Below are 14,858 nucleotides of genomic sequence, written 5' to 3' on the forward strand. Positions count from 1 at the left end.
CGGCAGCGATGCGACGGCGTCGCCTGACTGGTCACGCCGCCGTGAGCGGCGGCAGCGACGCCATGTCCCAGCGCGGTACCACGTGCACGGCGGCATCGCCGTGCTGGCCGGCTTCGAGACGCAGCGCACCGGCGAAGGCGATCATCGCGCCGTTGTCGGTGCACAGCGCGGGGCGCGGAAAGCACACGCGGCCGCCGCGGCGCTGCGCATCGGCGCGCAGCTTCTCGCGCAGTCGCGTGTTCGCGCCGACGCCGCCGGCGACGATCAGCGTGTCGAAACCGGTCGCATCCAGCGCGCGCGCGCATTTGATCGCCAGCGTGTCGACCACCGCATCCTCGAACCCACGCGCGATGTCGGCCTTGGTTGCGTCGGTCTGGTCGCTGCCCTGCCAGGCCAGCAGCACCTGGGTCTTGAGCCCGCTGAAGCTGAAATCCAGGCCCGGGCGCGTGGTCATCGGCCGGGGAAACTTGAACACGCCGGGGGCGCCGTGCTCCGCCAGCGCTGCCAGCTGCGGGCCGCCGGGATACGGCAGCCCCATCATCTTCGCGGTCTTGTCGAAGGCCTCGCCCGCGGCGTCGTCGAGCGTCTCGCCGAGCAGGCGATAGCTGCCGATCGCGTCGACCGCCACCAGCTGCGTATGCCCGCCCGACACCAGCAGGGCGACGAACGGCGCGGCCGGCGGATCGTCTTCCATCAGCGGCGCCAGCAGATGGCCTTCCATGTGATGCACGCCGATCGCGGGCACGTCGAGGCCCCAGGCCAGTGCGCGGGCGACGCCGGCGCCCACCAGCAGCGCGCCGACCAAGCCGGGACCGGCGGTGTAGGCCACCCCGTCGATGTCGTCGGTCGACAGGCCCGCCTCGTCCAGCGTCTGCCGCACCAGCGGCAGCAGTTTGCGCACGTGGTCGCGGCTGGCGAGCTCGGGCACCACGCCGCCGTATTCGGCGTGCAGCGCGATCTGGCTGTAGACCGCATGCGCACGCAGACCGGCGGCCCCGCCGATCGCGGTGTCGTAGACGGCCACGCCGGTTTCGTCGCAGGAGGTTTCGATGCCGAGGACTTTCATCGGGGACTGCCTTCGAAGCGGAACGGAAGGCCGCGTCGGGCGCGGCGCCCCCACGGCTTGCACACCGCTGCGGGGGACGGCTATGATACGCGGCTCGCCGGGGCTGAGCCCGGTGGTATCGCATTCGAAATTCGATTCGAGCCGGCCGTCAGGACCGGACGATCAGATCCCCGGAGATTCCATGCCAAGCGTCAAAGTCCGCGAAAACGAGCCCTTCGAGTTTGCGCTGCGTCGATTCAAGCGCACCTGCGAGAAGGCCGGTGTGCTCGCTGAAACCCGCAAGCGCGAGTTTTACGAGAAGCCGACCCAGGAACGCAAGCGCAAGGCTGCTGCTGCAGTGAAGCGTCAGTCGCGTCGCGTGTCGCGCGACGTCACCAAGCGCCAGCGCCTGTATTGATCGGCACGGGCCGGGGTTTCCCCGGTTCGACCGTTCAGTGACGCGAAAAGCCGGCAGCGCATTGCGCCGCCGGCTTTTTGTCGTTTCCGCCGTGGGCCGGCCCGGTCCCGGCGCCTCCCGCACCCGTTGCACCCGGAGCCCGACATGACCCTGAAGCAGCAACTCACCGAAGACATGAAGGCCGCGATGAAGGGCGGCGACAAGCACGCCCTCGGCGTGATCCGCCTGATGCTGGCCGCGGTCAAGCAGCGCGAAGTCGACGAGCGCATCGAACTCGACGACGCCGCCGTGCTGGCCGCGCTCGAGAAGATGGTCAAGCAGCGCCGCGATTCGGTGAGCCAGTACGAGGCGGCCAATCGCGAGGACCTGGCCCAGGTCGAGCGCGAGGAGATCGTCATCATCGAGCGCTACCTGCCGGAGAAGCTCGGCGAAGACGAGATCCTGGCCGCGATCGCCAGTGCCAAGGCCGAAACCGGCGCCGCCGGCCCGGCCGACATCGGCAAGCTGATGGGCGTGCTGAAGCCGATGCTGGCCGGCAAGGCCGACATGGGCGTGGTCTCGCGCCTGGTGAAGCAGTCGCTGTCGAACTGATGGCGCCTGCCGACGCCGGCATCGTCCTGCGCCCGGCACGCCCGGACGACGTGCCGCTCGTACTCGCGCTGATCTGCGAACTGGCGGACTACGAGCGCCTGTCCGGTGCCGTCGTCGCCGATGAGGCGCTGCTCGCCGACGCCCTGTTCGGCGACGCGCCCGCGGCCGAGGTCGTGATCGCCGAAGCGGAGGGCGCGCCTGCCGGCTTCGCGCTGTTCTTCCATACGTTCTCGACTTTCCTCGGCCGCCGTGGCCTGTACCTGGAGGACCTGTTCGTGCGGCCCGCGTATCGCGGCCGCGGGATCGGTCTGCAGCTGATGCGCCACTTGGCCGCACTCGCGATCGCGCGCGATTGCGGGCGTTTCGAGTGGACAGTGCTCGACTGGAACGCACCGGCGATCGGCTTTTACCGCGCACTTGGTGCACAGCCGCAGGACGGCTGGACCGTGCAGCGACTCGAAGGCGGTGCATTGCGCGCACTCGCCGAGACGCAGCGCTGAAGCGTCGCGATGCTTCACGCGCCGATACGACCTCGTGCATAAGGTGACGGCAACGCCGCAGTGGACGCATGCGTTCCACACATCGGCCCTCTCGAATTCCCCCGCATGAGCACGTCACCAGAGAACACCCAGGACCCCGATGCCCCCGTGCGCCACACGCGCTGGGGCCGTCTGCGCACCCGCGTCGACAAGGGCGTCTCCAGATTCGAGGAGAGCCTGCCTGCCGCACTGGTCAAGCGCTTCGTCGATGCCGACCTGCTGACCCAGGCCGCGTCGCTGTCGTTCTACACGCTGATCTCGCTGGCGCCGATGCTGGTGCTGGTGTTGTGGATCACCGCATCGCTCTACCCCTCGGCGCAGGAAGCCCTGCTCGCGCAGATCGGCGCGCTGGCCGGCGATGGCGCGCGCGATGTCGCCGGCACCGTGATCCAGAACGCCACCGAGCAACCCGACATCGGCTCGCTGGCCGGCATGTGGAGCACGCTGCTGCTGTTCGTCGGTGCGACGGTGGTATTCGCCCAGTTGCAGGGGACCTTGAACCTGATCTTCCGCACGGACGGGGACCGCCTGCCCGGCGGTCTGATGGTGTTCCTGCGCAAGCGCGTGTTCTCGGCCGGCGTGGTGTTCGCGCTCGGCTTCCTGGTGCTGGTATCGACGCTGATGACGACGGCGGTCGAGTTCATTTTCGCCAACGTGCCGTCGATCCTGCCGCTGGTCGGCAACACGCTGATGCTGGTGCTCTACTCGTTCGCGTTCGCCGTGCTCTACCACTACCTGCCCGACCGCCGCGTCCGCTGGCGCCAGGCCCTGTTCGGCGGCGTGGTGACCTCGGTGCTCTTCGTGATCGGACGCTGGGGCATCGGCATCTACATGACGCACGCCGCACCCGGCAGCGCCTACGGCTCGTTCGGCACGCTGGTGATCCTGCTGGTCTGGATGTATTACGCGGCCACGATCTTCTTCGTCGGCGCGCTCATTACCGCGGTCATCGACGAGCGTGTGCGCCGCAGTTCGGTCGACCGCGCCCTGCGCAAGCGCGCCGAGCGCCAGGCGGCCGCACTCGCGAAGACGCCGCCGCCGGCGAGCTGAGTTCCAGGCGCGGCATTGGGCGTGGCGCGTGGCATCCTAGCGTCTGCATGATCCGCGTCGTTCCCGCCCCGTCCCGCCTGCCTCGCCTCCGCCTTGCGGTCGCGCGTGCACACCTGCGCGGGGCCCGCTGATGGCGCGTATCCCCGACGCGTTCATCGACGACCTGCTGGCGCGCACCGACATCGTCGAAGTGATCAATGCGCGCGTGCCGCTGAAGCGGCAAGGCAAGGAGTATTCATCGCGCTGCCCGTTCCATGACGAGCGCTCGGCGAGCTTCACCGTGTCGCCGACCAAGCAGTTCTATCACTGCTTCGGTTGCGGGGCGCACGGCACCGCGATCAGCTTCCTGATGAATTACGACCGCCTCGAGTTTCTCGATGCGGTCGACGAGCTGGCCAAGCGCGCCGGCATGGAGATTCCGCGCGACACCCAGCAGCGCGAGGCGCGGCCCGACAGCGCGCCGATGTACGACGCGCTCGATGCCGCGTCGCGCTTCTTCGTCCGCGAACTCGCGGGCAACGAGACGGCGCGCGCCTATCTCGACGGCCGCGGCGTCGACGCCACCATCCGTGACCAGTTCGCGATCGGCTACGCGCCCGACGGCTTTTCCGCGCTGAAGGACGCGCTGGGCAAGGACGACGCACGCCGCATCGCGATACTCGAAAAAGTGGGGCTGCTGTCGAAGAACGACCGCGGCCACAGCTACGACAAGTTCCGCGACCGGGTGATCTTCCCGATCCACGACCGCCGTGGACGCGTGATCGCATTCGGCGGCCGCGTGCTCAAGCCCGAGGATTCGCCCAAATACCTCAACTCGCCGGAGACGCCGCTGTTCCACAAGGGCCGCGAACTCTACGGCCTGTGGCAGGTGCGCCAGGCCAACCAGAAGATCGAGCGGCTGGTGGTGGTGGAGGGCTACATGGACGTGGTGTCGCTGTTCCAGTTCGGCGTGCCGCAGGCGGTCGCCACGCTGGGCACGGCGACCACACCCGATCACGCCGAACTGCTGTTCCGCAACGCGCCCGACGTGTTCTTCTGCTTCGACGGCGATGCCGCCGGCCGCCGCGCCGCGACGCGTGCGATGGAATCGGTGCTGCCGCGCATGCGCGACGGCCGCCAGGCGTTCTTCCTGTTCCTGCCCGACGGCGAGGATCCCGACACCATCGTGCGCAGCGAAGGCGCCCCCGGTTTCGAGGCGCGCCTGGCGCAGGCGACCCCGCTGTCGACGTTCTTCTTCGACACCCTGGGCGATGGCATCAACCTGTCGACGCTGGACGGCAAGGCGCGGCTGGCGGAACGCGCCAAGCCGATGCTCGCGCAGATTCCGGATGGCGCCTTCGCCGACCTGATGCGTCAACGCCTGAGCGAGCTCACCGGCATCGGTGGCGCGGCGACGCAGGCCCAGCAGGCCGCACCGCGCCGCATGCTGCGCGGCGGCCGCGGCGCGCCGCCACCCAAGCGCAGCGTGGTACGGCACGCCATCGCCCTGTTGCTGCAGAAGCCCGGCCTGGCCGCGCATCTGCCGCCACCCTACCCTTTCGTCGCCCTGCGCCAGCCGGGTATCGAACTGCTGACCGAGCTGATCGCGATCGGCAGCGTGCGTCCCGACATCACCACAGGCGTGCTGCTGTCACAGTTCGAGGAACGCGAGGAAGCGCCGGCGCTGCGCAAGCTCGCGACCCAGGCGCTCGCCGGCGACGAAGCCTCCTGGGAACAGGAATTGCGCGACGCGATCGGGCAACTCGACCGCCAGGTGCTGCAGCAACGTATCGACGACCTGCTGGGCCAGCAGCGCGAGGGCACGCTCGACGCGGCGGGCAAGCAGGCGCTCCGCGAGCTGCTGCTCCAGCGCGCCCGCTGACGCCGGAATGTAAGCGTTTTCAAGCACATGGCGCTTACACGCCGGTGACGATTCCTTAACCTTCACGCTGTTCTGATCCCTGCAGGGGGATCGACCGGTACGAGATGTCGCAGCTGCGTCAGGTCGACCTGTCCGTCCAGCACCACGCGTCCGCCGAGTCCGCACAGACGGTCCGGCGCGGTGCCCCCGTCCTTATCCTTCCCCGACAGGTCGTCACCATGAACCGAACCACCCGCCTCCCGTCCGGCCGCCTCGGCGCCGGTCTCGTTGTCTCCGCCGCGCTGCTGCTCGGCGCCTGCGCCAAGATCGACACCACGCCGCCGCTGGCCAAGCCGCTGCATATCGATCTCGCCGCGCCGGTCGCCGAACAGGTCGATCTCGCCTGGCCGCAGACGGACGGTGCCCTGGCTGCCGAGCACACAATCACCCAGACGCGCGACGTGACCCTGCGCCTGCCCAATGGACAGCAGATCCTCGTGCCGGCCGACCGCGTCGCGTTCAAGCAGCAGGGCGGCCTGCTGGTCGGCGTGAACATCCAGCCCGGTGGCGGTGCACTCGATCATCCCGATGCGCTGGCGCAGACCCGTGAGCTGCTCGACGCGAACCGCCTCCTCGACCCCGCGCTCGCCCATACGCTCGATGGCTGGGCCACGCGCGACGACGCGCAGCAGACCGCGCGCGTGACGATCCGCGATGTCGACGTGCAGGTTGCTCTGACCCCGGATACCCGCGCCGGCTGGCAGGCCACGCTGGACTTCGAACCGCGGGGCTGCGAGATGCCGGCCGGTCTCGACGGCGATCCGGACGCCTGCCTGCGGGCTACGCCCACCTCGACGGTGGTCGCGGGCGGCTGATCGATCACGGCGTGTCGCTGCATGCCGGAGACCCCGGCTGCAGCGACGCACGCGCGCATCGAAACGCGCGGATCGACATCACCGACGATGGGCGCCTCGAACGACTCGGCGTAGGATGCGTCGTGATCCGGCAGCGGCATGCCGGATCAGACCCGGCACGGAACCTGCGTTCCTCGCCGCCCCAACGATCACAGTGGAGCGCGACGATGGCCAAGAGCCTCGACAAGAAGAAAGAAACCAAGAAAAAGCCGGTCAAGACCCTGAAGGAAAAGCGGGCCGACAAGGCCGCGAAGAAGTCCTGACCCGACTGCGCCGGCGGGCCTTGCGCCCGCCGGAGCGAATGCGGCGATCATCAGCCCATGCGCTGGAAATCCAGTCCACCAGCCGCCGCGGCGCCGGCGCCCGGCAACCACGGCAGCAGCCAGTGGTCGACGAGCAGAAACGCGAACAGCGCCATCAGGTACACGACGGAATAGTTGAACATCCGCATCGCGAAGAACTCGTCCGGCGGGTCCAGCAGACGCCATGCGTACCAGAGGAACACCAAGCCCAGCACCACGGCGCCACCGAGATAGAACACGCCGCTCATGCCGATCGCGACCGGCAGCAAGGTGATCACCACCAGCAACACCGTGTAGATCAGGATCTGCCAGCGCGTGTACGCCACGCCGTGGGTGACCGGCAGCATCGGCACCAGCGCGCGTGCGTAGTCCTCGCGGCGGAAGATCGCCAGCGCCCAGAAGTGCGGCGGCGTCCAGACGAAGATGATCAGCACCAGCAGCAGCGCATGGGCCCAGTCCCATTGGCCCTGCATGTTGGTCACCGCGGCCCAGCCCAGCAGCGGCGGGGCTGCGCCGGCCACGCCGCCGATGACGATGTTCTGCGGCGTCGCGCGCTTCAGCCAGCCGGTATAGATCACCGCGTAGCCGATCAGCGAAGCGAAGGTCAGCGCGGCGGTCAACACATTGACCAGCAGCACCAGAATCGCCATCGACAGCGCGCCCAGTGCCAGCGCGAACACCAGCACCTGCACCGGACGCAACGCGCCGGTCGCGAGCGGCCGGTGCGCGGTGCGCGCCATGACCTTGTCGATGCGCTGGTCGATCAGATGGTTGATCGCCGCGGCCGAAGCGGCCGCAAGCCAGATGCCGAGCAGGCCGAACACCGTTTCCTTCCACGGCGGCAGTCCCGGCACGGCGAGGAACATGCCGACCAGTGCGGTGAACACGATCAGCGCCACCACGCGTGGCTTGGTCAGCGTCCAGTAGTCGCGTGCCTGGATCGCCACGTCAGTCCGGCCGCTTGAGGCGCGCGAGCAGCGACACCAGCACGAACAGCAGCAACGCAGCGCCGCCGTTGTGCATGACCGCCACAGACAGCGGCAACGCGAGCTTGACGTTGAGAATGCCCAGCGCGACCTGCGCGCAGGTCAGCAGCGCGAGCGCCACCGCCCATCCGCGCAGGCCGGGCGTGCGCAGCAGGCGCGCGGCGAATGCGATCAGATAGGCGAACACCGCGATCGCCATGACCCGGTGCGCGAGCTGGATCGCCACACGCGCGGCTCCGTCGAGCACGCCGCCTTCGTAATCCACGCCGACGCCGCGCCACAGCACGAAGCCTTCGCGGAAATCGGCCTGCGGCCACCACTCGCCGACGCACCTGGGGAAATCGACGTAGTGATGCGCGTCGGTGACCCAGCCACCTGCGCCGCACGCGAGCGCGGCGTAGTTCGCGCTGACCCAGCCGCCGAGCGCGATCTGCACGCCGACCAGGACGAGTGCGCCCAGCGTCCAGCGTCGCAGTGCAGGCGCGTCGACCAGCACGATCGGCTGCACCGTCGCCCGCCACGCCATCCACAGCAGCAGCGAGAACGTCAGCATGCCGCCGAGCAGATGCCCCATGACGATGACCGGCTTGAGCAGCATCGTGACCGTCCACTTGCCGAGCAGCGCCTGGAAGATCACCACCGCCAGTGTCAGCGCCGCCGCGCGGGCGAGATCGACGTTCGACCAGCGCAGCGCGGCGATCAGCAGCATCGCCTCACCCAGCGCGGCGATGCCGAGTGCGGCCATCACGTGACCCTGCATGTACAGCGGAATCGCGAGCGCCACCAGCGCCGACGCGCCGATGATCTGCAGCATGCCGAAACGGCGGCGACGCGCGGCCAGCAGCGCGAGACCGAGGACCAGCACACCCAGCGTCGCGGCGAGATGGCGGTGCACCTGCTCGCGCCAGGCCTTGTGCCATTCGAACTCGCGGATCGCGCTCGCCGCGTGGTCGACGACCTCGGACGCAGCTTGCGGCCACGCCGCGCGGCCGTAGCACGTGGGCCAGTCGGGACAGCTCAGCCCGGCGTCGGACAGGCGCACGAAGGCACCGAACACGATCACGCACAGCGTGAGTGCGGTGGCGAGCCAGGCGATGCGGTGGAAATGCTTGTGGGTGGCCGGGCGGAAGGGCGTGGCGCGCGCAGGAGGCGTCTGGGTCATCACTTGAGCTTCAGCAGCTTGGCCATGTCCGCGCGCAGATCGCCCGGATCGAAACCGGGGGCGTAGCGCAGGATCACGAACCCGTTCGGATCCACGACGTAGGCCGGGACGCCATTGTCCGCTTCGCCGGGGCCGCCGTCGATGCGCGCTAATGTCGCACGCAGCGCCGGGTCAGCTTCGACGACACGCCAGGCCGTGTTGCGGACCACGCCATCGGGCACCGCACCCGCCCAGAGGATGTCGACGTGATCGGCATTACGGCCGAACAGCTGCCAGACCAGATCAAGCTGCCGCGACAGATCGACGCAGGCCTGCGCGCAATCGCGCGGCGGCGCGACGAGAATGCGCCAGCGCCGCTCGGCAGGGCGCCAGTCGTAGGTACCGCCATCGATCAGGCGCAGCGGATGCGTGCGCAGGTCCCCGGGCGGGTCGAGCAGTTCGCCCTTGTTCTGCATGCCGGCAGGGCGCCAGCCCGAGAAGCGCAGCGCGCCGGCGACCAGGGCGCTACCGAGGAACAGCACGATGATCAGCACCAGCAACATCCGGTTGCGGTTGCGCTGCGCGGGCGGCAGCGTCGACGCGGGAGACGGATTCATCGGCGGCGGGTCCTGAAGGTGAGCACGAGGGCGATGGTGAGCACCGCGAGCGCCAGTCCGAACCACTGCACGGCGTATCCGAGATGCTTGTCGGGCGTGAGCGTGTTGGGCAGCACGTCGAGATCGCGGAGATAGCCGACATCGAGTGCCGGATCGAGCCGCAGCACGCGTGGCGGCAAGGCCGGCAGATCTGTTTCGGCTGCGATCGCGGCGATGTCGATGCGGGTCATCAGCACCGCGTCGCCGGGCGTCAGCGCCGGGCCGAGCGCGAGGCCGGGCGACGGCGGTGGCGCAAGCAGGCCGCGCAGGTCGAGATCGCGACCGAGCAGGCCTTCGCCGCGGACGATGGCGGCATCGGGGAGGCGCGTCGTGCGATCGACGAGCGCGGTCCAGCCCAGATCGACCAGCAGCGGCGGCGCATCGTCCGGCGCGAACAGCCGGTAGACGCGCAGGCCCGGCACGCCGGCCTGGATCTGGTTGTCGAGCACGAAGGCCGGACGGTCGACGAAACGGCCGCGACCCGCGCTCCAGTCGTAGTCACGGGCGCGTGCGCCATCGCCGGCAGCGGCCAGCGACACCGGCGTGCGGGCGTCGAGCGTCGATGCGACCGCATCGAGCATCGCCTGCTTCTGGCTCATCCGCGACAGCTGCCACTGGCCCAGTGAGACGAACGCTGCGATCGTGAGCACGGCCAGCGCCCAGCCGATGATGCGGGTGCGGCGCAGACTCACGCGCGACCCGCCGCAGACTGCAATAATCGCCGCACATACCCCGTGTCCCGGAGCCTGCGATGGTGATGAACGATTCGCTGAAGTTGCTGCTGATCATCGCCTTCGTGCTGCTGATCCTGTGGAACCTGGGCAGCGCGCTGTATTACATGATGACCGACAAGGGCACGACCGACCGCACGGTCCAGGCGTTGACCCGCCGCATCGGTCTGTCTGTCGGACTGATCCTGCTGGTGCTGCTGGCGATCTGGATGGGCTGGATCAAGCCGCATGGCGTCTACGGCTGAGGCCGGAAGTGGGAAGCGGGCGGCGACGAAGCGCCGCCCGGCGTCGACGCGTCGTCAGACGACGTAGACGAACAGGAACAGGATCAGCCACACCACGTCCACGAAATGCCAGTACCAGGCGACGGCTTCGAACGCGAAGTGGTTCTCCTTGTTGAAATGGCCGCGGTAGCAACGCAGCCAGATCACGATCAGCATGATCGTGCCGAGCGTCACGTGCGCGCCGTGGAAGCCGGTGAGCATGAAGAACGTCGAGCCGTAGATGCCCGAGCCCATCGTGAGGTTCAGATCACGGTAGGCGTGCACGTATTCCTCGGCCTGGAAGAACAGGAACACGCAGGCGAGCAGGATCGTCGCGCCCAGGAACACCAGCAACTGGGTGCGGTGCGCGGCGCGCAGCGCGTGATGGGCGATGGTGATCGTGATGCCCGATGCCAGCAGGATCAGCGTATTGAGCAGCGGCAGGCCCCAGGCCGGAATCGTCTGGAATGCGCCACCGACGTCGCCCGGACCGGCCGACGGCCACGCCGCGCTGTAGCCGTCCCACAGCACCGCATTGGTCATCGCGCCCGAGCCTTCGCCACCCAGCCACGGCAGCGACAGCGTGCGCGCGTAGAACAGCGCACCGAAGAACGCGGCGAAGAACATGATTTCCGAGAAGATGAACCACACCATCCCCATGCGGAACGACAGGTCGACCTGCTTGTTGTAGTAGCCCGATACCGATTCGAGCACCACGTCGGCGAACCACTTGAACAGGATCAGCGCCAGCACCGCGATGCCGACGAAGAACATCGGGCGGCCCCAGCTGGCTTCGTTGAACCAGCTGGCCAAGCCCAGCATCGTGACGAACAGCGCGACCGACGCGAACACCGGCCACTTGCTGTCATGGGGCACGAAATAAAGGTCGGGGTCCTGCTCGGGCTTGGCGTGGGCCATGGCGGTGTCCGGATCGTCGATGGTGTTTTCGGAAGGCGTGGTGCGGGCTCAGGGCGCCGCGGCCACACCCGGAGTGCCGCGTACCGGCGCCGCATGGGCGCTCAGACGCGAAGTGAGGACATCGTTCTTGAAGAAGGTGTAGCTCAGCGTGACCGTGTTGACCTCGGGGGGCAACGACGGATCGATGATGAAGCGCACCGGCATGTCGCGGGTTTCGCCCGCCTGCAGCGTCTGCGCGGTGAAGCAGAAGCATTCGGTCTTCTGGAAAAAGCCCGACGCGCGCGCCGGCGCCACCGACGGCGTGGCGCTGCCGACGACCGGTGCGGTGCTGTCGTTGTGCGCGTAATACGTGGTTTCGTACTGCTCGCCCACGCGCACCCGCATGCGGGTCTCGTTGGGGCGGAACGACCACGGCAGCCGTGAATTCACGGTTGCGTCGAACTCCACCGTGACCCAGCGCTCGGCGGGCGTCGCACTCGTTGCCGGTGCCGCGACCGCGCTGTTTTCCAGGCGGATGCCGAACACCTTCTCGCAGGCGATGCGGTACAGCGGCACCAGCGAAAACGTAAACGCGAACGCGACGATCGACACGCCCACCAGCTTGCCGATTCCGAAGGTCTTCGACGCCGGCCGGGTATCGGTGCGCGCCTCGGGCGCGCGCAGTTCCTCGCTCACGACAGCAGCACCCCGCGCGCGATGAAGCCGATATAGACCAGCGCCGCGATCGCCGCGACGACCACCGCGGTGCGCCGCGCACGGCGGCGGCGGACGGCGAGGTCGGAATCTGGATCGGGGGTGGTCATCGCGATCGGCATCAGTGGCTGATGTCGTCGTGGGCCAGATCGCCCGGCTTGATCACCGGCGGCTTGGCGAAGGTGTGGTGCGGCGCCGGCGACGGCACTGTCCACTCGAGCCCCTTCGCACCTTCCCACGCACGTGCCGCGGCGGGCGCGCCGCGCAGCTTCGAATGCAGCAGGATCGCGAACATCATGAAGGGCGTGACGAACATGCCGAACGCGCCGATCGAGCTGATCAGGTTCCAGTCCGCGAACACGACGTTGTAGTCGGGGATGCGGCGCGGCATGCCGGCCAGGCCGAGGAAGTGCTGCGGGAAGAACAGCAGGTTGACGAACACGATCGTCCACCAGAAATGCACCTTCGCCCAGAACTCGCTGTACATCCGCCCCGTCCACTTCGGCCACCAGTAGTAGGTGGCCGCGATGATCGAGAACAGCGCGCCGGTCACCAGCACGTAATGGAAGTGCGCGACGACGAAATAGGTGTCGTGGTACTGGAAGTCGGCCGGCACGATCGCGAGCATCAGGCCGGAGAAGCCGCCGATGGTGAACAGGATCACGAACGCGATCGACCACAGCATCGGCGATTCGAACGTCATCGAGCCGCGCCACATCGTCGAGACCCAGTTGAACACCTTCACGCCGGTCGGAATCGCGATCAGCATCGTCGCGAACATGAAGTAGATCTCGCCGCCCAGCGGCATGCCGACGGTGAACATGTGGTGCGCCCACACGATGAACGACAGGAAGGCGATCGACGCGGTCGCGTAGACCATCGCCTGGTAGCCGAACAGCGGCTTGCGCGAGAACGTCGGCAGGATCTCCGAGACCACGCCGAATGCCGGCAGGATCATGATGTAGACCTCGGGATGCCCGAAGAACCAGAAGATGTGCTGGTACATCACCGGGTCGCCGCCGCCGGCCGCGTTGAAGAACGAGGTCATGAAGAACTTGTCGGTCAGCAGCATCGTGACCGCGCCGGCCAGCACCGGCATCACCGCGATCAGCAGGAATGCGGTGATCAGCCAGGTCCAGCAGAAGATCGGCATCTTCAACAGGTCCACGCCCGGGGCGCGCATGTTGAGGATGGTCGCGATGACGTTGATCGCGCCCATGATCGAGCTGATGCCCATCATGTGGATGGCGAAGATCGTCAGCGACACGCTGCTGCCGCCCTGCAGCGACAGCGGCGGGTACAGCGTCCAGCCACCGGCCGGGCCACCGCCGGGCAGGAACAGCGTCATCAGCAGCAGGGTGAACGCGAACGGCAGGATCCAGAACGACCAGTTGTTCATGCGCGGCAGCGCCATGTCCGGCGCGCCGATCTGCAGCGGGATCATCCAGTTGGCGAGGCCCACGAAGGCCGGCATCACGCCGCCGAAGATCATCACCAGCGCGTGCATGGTGGTCATCTGGTTGAAGAACTGCGGGCTGACGTGCTGCAGCCCCGGGACGGCGAGCTCGGTGCGGATGATCACGCTCATCGCCGCGCCGATGATGAACATCAAAAAGGAGAACAGCAGGTACAGCGTGCCGATGTCCTTGTGGTTCGTGGAGAAGAACCAGCGCTGGACGAAACCTTGCGTATGGGCATGGTGATCGTCGTGGTGCGCGTCAGCGGTGGCGGGGTGCGTCGTCGACATGTGCGGTGTGCCTCGATCGATCAGCCGGCCGCGGGCGCGGCAGGGGCGGACGGGGACTGCGCGGCGGAGGCGGCAGCCTCGGCGGGCGCGGCGTCGGCAGGTCCGGGTTCGCCCGGCACGGGAATGGCCGGCGCGTTCTTCGCCTTCTCGGCGGCGAGCCAGGTCTGGAATTCCTCCGGCGGCACGGCGCGCACGACGATCGGCATGAAGCCGTGGTCCTTGCCGCACAGTTCCGCGCACTGGCCGCGGTAGACGCCCGGCTCGAGGATCTCGGTCCAGGCCTCGTTGACCAGGCCGGGGATCGCGTCCTGCTTCCAGCCGAAGGCCGGCACCCACCAGGAATGGATCACGTCGTCGGCGGTGACGACGAAGCGGATCTTGGTATTGGTGGGCAGCACCAGCTGGTTGTCGACGTCGAGCAGGTAGTGGCCGTGCGCGTCGAGCTCGGCGCGCGTGGTGTCGCGGCTCTGGCGCAGGCGGTCGCTCTCGCGGTCGAGACGGCTGGTCAGCACGACGTCCTCGCCGAGGTACTCGTACTTCCACATCCACTGCACGCCGGTGACCTTGACGGTCATCTCGGAGTCGCGGGTGTCGTACATCGCGATCAGTTTCTGCGTGGCGGGCACCGCCATCAGCACCAGGATGACGATCGGGACGACGGTCCAGATGATCTCGGCCGTGGTGTTGTGGCTGAACTGCGCTGCGGTGACGCCGCGCGACTTGCGGAAGCGGAACATCGCCACCGCCATCGCACCGAACACCAGCACACCGATCACCACGCAGACCCACAGCGCGAGCATGTGCGCGTCGTAGGCATGCTGGGCGGACGTGGTGACGCCCCGGCCCATGTTGAGCTGCCACGGTTTGGGATCCGCGGACTGCGCCAGAACGTTCGTCGATGCCAGAAGCGCGGCTGCGCCCCCCATCCACAGTCTGGACGCGTACCTGTTGGAACAAGCGCCTTGCTTCACATCGGACCCCATACCTGAGCTGGCCTTGGTGCTGGCGGGAACGCGTCCGTCCT

Annotated in this window: 18 protein-coding genes; 8 read left to right on the plus strand and 10 right to left on the minus strand. The window is 68.1% G+C overall.

All coding sequences use genetic code 11. The features are described 5' to 3' along the window. Window positions 1-31: 31 nt before the first annotated feature. Window positions 32-1,066, minus strand: coding sequence for a tRNA (adenosine(37)-N6)-threonylcarbamoyltransferase complex transferase subunit TsaD (tsaD, locus tag AC3IRM_RS15730; RefSeq protein WP_489204025.1), 1,035 nt, complete (start codon window positions 1,064-1,066; stop codon window positions 32-34). Window positions 1,067-1,247: 181 nt separating this feature from the next. Between tsaD and rpsU the strand changes: the two genes are divergently transcribed. From rpsU to AC3IRM_RS15765, 7 genes are all read left to right on the plus strand, one after another. Beyond that, window positions 1,248-1,463: a 30S ribosomal protein S21 gene (gene rpsU, locus AC3IRM_RS15735; protein ID WP_101926061.1), complete on the plus strand. Its 216-nt coding sequence runs from the start codon at window positions 1,248-1,250 to the stop codon at window positions 1,461-1,463. Between the two features lie 144 nt (window positions 1,464-1,607). Continuing rightward, window positions 1,608-2,054, plus strand: coding sequence for a GatB/YqeY domain-containing protein (locus AC3IRM_RS15740; RefSeq protein ID WP_489204026.1), 447 nt, complete (start codon window positions 1,608-1,610; stop codon window positions 2,052-2,054). Next, complete coding sequence (locus tag AC3IRM_RS15745) at window positions 2,054-2,554, plus strand: GNAT family N-acetyltransferase (protein WP_489204027.1); 501 nt, start codon at window positions 2,054-2,056, stop codon at window positions 2,552-2,554. Before AC3IRM_RS15740 ends, AC3IRM_RS15745 begins: the two co-directional genes overlap by 1 nt. A 105-nt stretch (window positions 2,555-2,659) precedes the next feature. Beyond that, on the plus strand, window positions 2,660-3,643 hold the full coding sequence (locus tag AC3IRM_RS15750) for a YihY/virulence factor BrkB family protein (protein ID WP_489204028.1): 984 nt from the start codon (window positions 2,660-2,662) through the stop codon (window positions 3,641-3,643). Window positions 3,644-3,773: 130 nt separating this feature from the next. Continuing rightward, window positions 3,774-5,504: a DNA primase gene (dnaG, locus tag AC3IRM_RS15755; RefSeq protein ID WP_489204029.1), complete on the plus strand. Its 1,731-nt coding sequence runs from the start codon at window positions 3,774-3,776 to the stop codon at window positions 5,502-5,504. 218 nt (window positions 5,505-5,722) lie between these two features. Next, complete coding sequence (locus tag AC3IRM_RS15760; RefSeq protein WP_489204030.1) at window positions 5,723-6,358, plus strand: hypothetical protein; 636 nt, start codon at window positions 5,723-5,725, stop codon at window positions 6,356-6,358. Window positions 6,359-6,369: 11 nt separating this feature from the next. Beyond that, window positions 6,370-6,660, plus strand: coding sequence for a hypothetical protein (locus AC3IRM_RS15765; protein ID WP_489204031.1), 291 nt, complete (start codon window positions 6,370-6,372; stop codon window positions 6,658-6,660). A 50-nt stretch (window positions 6,661-6,710) separates the two neighbouring features. On the opposite strand, the gene cyoE is transcribed toward AC3IRM_RS15765, so the two are convergent. From cyoE to AC3IRM_RS15785, 4 genes are read right to left on the minus strand one after another with little or no spacing between them, the layout of a single operon-like run. Next, the gene (gene cyoE, locus AC3IRM_RS15770; protein WP_489204032.1) at window positions 6,711-7,646 is read right to left on the minus strand and encodes a heme o synthase; all 936 of its coding nucleotides are present in this window, start codon (window positions 7,644-7,646) and stop codon (window positions 6,711-6,713) included. A gap of 1 nt (window position 7,647) precedes the next feature. Next, entirely contained in the window at window positions 7,648-8,847 is a 1,200-nt protein-coding gene (locus tag AC3IRM_RS15775; protein ID WP_489204033.1) for a COX15/CtaA family protein, read from the minus strand. Further along, window positions 8,847-9,443, minus strand: coding sequence for a hypothetical protein (locus AC3IRM_RS15780; RefSeq protein WP_489204034.1), 597 nt, complete (start codon window positions 9,441-9,443; stop codon window positions 8,847-8,849). The genes AC3IRM_RS15775 and AC3IRM_RS15780 overlap by 1 nt, the downstream gene beginning before the upstream one ends. After that, on the minus strand, window positions 9,440-10,174 hold the full coding sequence (locus AC3IRM_RS15785; RefSeq protein WP_489204035.1) for an SURF1 family protein: 735 nt from the start codon (window positions 10,172-10,174) through the stop codon (window positions 9,440-9,442). The genes AC3IRM_RS15780 and AC3IRM_RS15785 overlap by 4 nt, the downstream gene beginning before the upstream one ends. Before the next feature lie 65 nt (window positions 10,175-10,239). Between AC3IRM_RS15785 and AC3IRM_RS15790 the strand changes: the two genes are divergently transcribed. Beyond that, complete coding sequence (locus tag AC3IRM_RS15790; protein ID WP_489205948.1) at window positions 10,240-10,458, plus strand: twin transmembrane helix small protein; 219 nt, start codon at window positions 10,240-10,242, stop codon at window positions 10,456-10,458. A 54-nt stretch (window positions 10,459-10,512) separates the two neighbouring features. Here the strand turns inward: AC3IRM_RS15790 and AC3IRM_RS15795 are convergent, their stop codons facing one another. From AC3IRM_RS15795 to coxB, 5 genes are read right to left on the minus strand one after another with little or no spacing between them, the layout of a single operon-like run. Continuing rightward, window positions 10,513-11,394, minus strand: a complete 882-nt coding sequence (locus tag AC3IRM_RS15795; protein ID WP_489204036.1) for a cytochrome c oxidase subunit 3 — start codon at window positions 11,392-11,394, stop codon at window positions 10,513-10,515. Window positions 11,395-11,442: 48 nt separating this feature from the next. Then, window positions 11,443-12,057: a cytochrome c oxidase assembly protein gene (locus AC3IRM_RS15800; RefSeq protein ID WP_489205949.1), complete on the minus strand. Its 615-nt coding sequence runs from the start codon at window positions 12,055-12,057 to the stop codon at window positions 11,443-11,445. Window positions 12,058-12,065: 8 nt separating this feature from the next. Then, window positions 12,066-12,197 carry a hypothetical protein gene (locus tag AC3IRM_RS15805; protein WP_489204037.1) on the minus strand — a complete coding sequence of 44 codons (132 nt, stop codon included), beginning with the start codon at window positions 12,195-12,197 and terminating at the stop codon, window positions 12,066-12,068. 11 nt (window positions 12,198-12,208) lie between these two features. After that, window positions 12,209-13,834 carry a cytochrome c oxidase subunit I gene (gene ctaD, locus AC3IRM_RS15810; RefSeq protein ID WP_489204038.1) on the minus strand — a complete coding sequence of 542 codons (1,626 nt, stop codon included), beginning with the start codon at window positions 13,832-13,834 and terminating at the stop codon, window positions 12,209-12,211. 20 nt (window positions 13,835-13,854) lie between these two features. After that, complete coding sequence (gene coxB / locus AC3IRM_RS15815) at window positions 13,855-14,760, minus strand: cytochrome c oxidase subunit II (protein WP_489204039.1); 906 nt, start codon at window positions 14,758-14,760, stop codon at window positions 13,855-13,857. Between the last annotated feature and the right edge of the window lie 98 nt (window positions 14,761-14,858).

This window comes from Luteimonas sp. KH_071 (assembly GCF_057838005.1).

Coding starts and splice junctions, on each gene's coding strand:
- dnaG (WP_489204029.1), top strand. CDS start 3,774: ATGGCGCGTATCCCCGACGCGTTCATCGACGACCTGCTGGCGCGCACC.
- coxB (WP_489204039.1), bottom strand. CDS start 14,760: ATGGGGGGCGCAGCCGCGCTTCTGGCATCGACGAACGTTCTGGCGCAG.
- AC3IRM_RS15750 (WP_489204028.1), top strand. CDS start 2,660: ATGAGCACGTCACCAGAGAACACCCAGGACCCCGATGCCCCCGTGCGC.
- AC3IRM_RS15780 (WP_489204034.1), bottom strand. CDS start 9,443: ATGAATCCGTCTCCCGCGTCGACGCTGCCGCCCGCGCAGCGCAACCGC.
- AC3IRM_RS15745 (WP_489204027.1), top strand. CDS start 2,054: ATGGCGCCTGCCGACGCCGGCATCGTCCTGCGCCCGGCACGCCCGGAC.
- rpsU (WP_101926061.1), top strand. CDS start 1,248: ATGCCAAGCGTCAAAGTCCGCGAAAACGAGCCCTTCGAGTTTGCGCTG.
- AC3IRM_RS15805 (WP_489204037.1), bottom strand. CDS start 12,197: ATGACCACCCCCGATCCAGATTCCGACCTCGCCGTCCGCCGCCGCCGT.
- AC3IRM_RS15790 (WP_489205948.1), top strand. CDS start 10,240: ATGAACGATTCGCTGAAGTTGCTGCTGATCATCGCCTTCGTGCTGCTG.
- AC3IRM_RS15795 (WP_489204036.1), bottom strand. CDS start 11,394: ATGGCCCACGCCAAGCCCGAGCAGGACCCCGACCTTTATTTCGTGCCC.
- ctaD (WP_489204038.1), bottom strand. CDS start 13,834: ATGTCGACGACGCACCCCGCCACCGCTGACGCGCACCACGACGATCAC.
- tsaD (WP_489204025.1), bottom strand. CDS start 1,066: ATGAAAGTCCTCGGCATCGAAACCTCCTGCGACGAAACCGGCGTGGCC.
- AC3IRM_RS15760 (WP_489204030.1), top strand. CDS start 5,723: ATGAACCGAACCACCCGCCTCCCGTCCGGCCGCCTCGGCGCCGGTCTC.
- AC3IRM_RS15740 (WP_489204026.1), top strand. CDS start 1,608: ATGACCCTGAAGCAGCAACTCACCGAAGACATGAAGGCCGCGATGAAG.
- AC3IRM_RS15775 (WP_489204033.1), bottom strand. CDS start 8,847: ATGACCCAGACGCCTCCTGCGCGCGCCACGCCCTTCCGCCCGGCCACC.